1 pseudogene is annotated in these 539 nt (G+C 60.5%); it reads left to right on the top strand.

The window, feature by feature from the left end:
* Window positions 1-539, top strand: a pseudogene (locus H8S64_RS22350) (RHS repeat domain-containing protein); the annotation flags it as partial.

The following is a 539-nucleotide window of genomic DNA, read 5'->3' on the forward strand; positions in this document are numbered from 1 at the left end:
CTTCGAGGACGAAGACGTGACGATGCTGCGCATGGAGGACGGACGTGCCGTGCCGTTCCCGGCGATAGCACCGGGCGGAGAATTCTACATGCGCTCCGAACGCACCACGCTGCGCCGCACGGACAAAGGCTATGAGGCATACAGCCACGACACCCTGCTCACTTACCGGTTCGACATGAGGGACGGCAGGGCATGGAGGCTGACACACATAGAGAATCCGGACGGCCTCCGGGTACGGCTGCACTTTGCCGACGGAAGGCTGGCAGGACTGACCGACCCTGCAGGACGCAGGATACAGGCCACCACGGACGGAAAGGGACGGATAACGGAACTCTCGTTCGTGACGGAAAAAGGGAACGAAACCCTGGTGTCGTACACCTACGACAAAGAGGGAAACATGACCGGCATCACCGACGCCCTGGGAAAGACCACAAGGATGACGTACTCCGGACACCTGATGACGGAGAAGACCGACCGCAACGGCGACACCTACTATTGGGAGTACGACGGAAAGGGACGCTGCGTGCATACCTACGGCA

Source organism: Butyricimonas hominis (assembly GCF_014287455.1).
Classification (GTDB): Bacteria; Bacteroidota; Bacteroidia; order Bacteroidales; family Marinifilaceae; genus Butyricimonas; species Butyricimonas muris.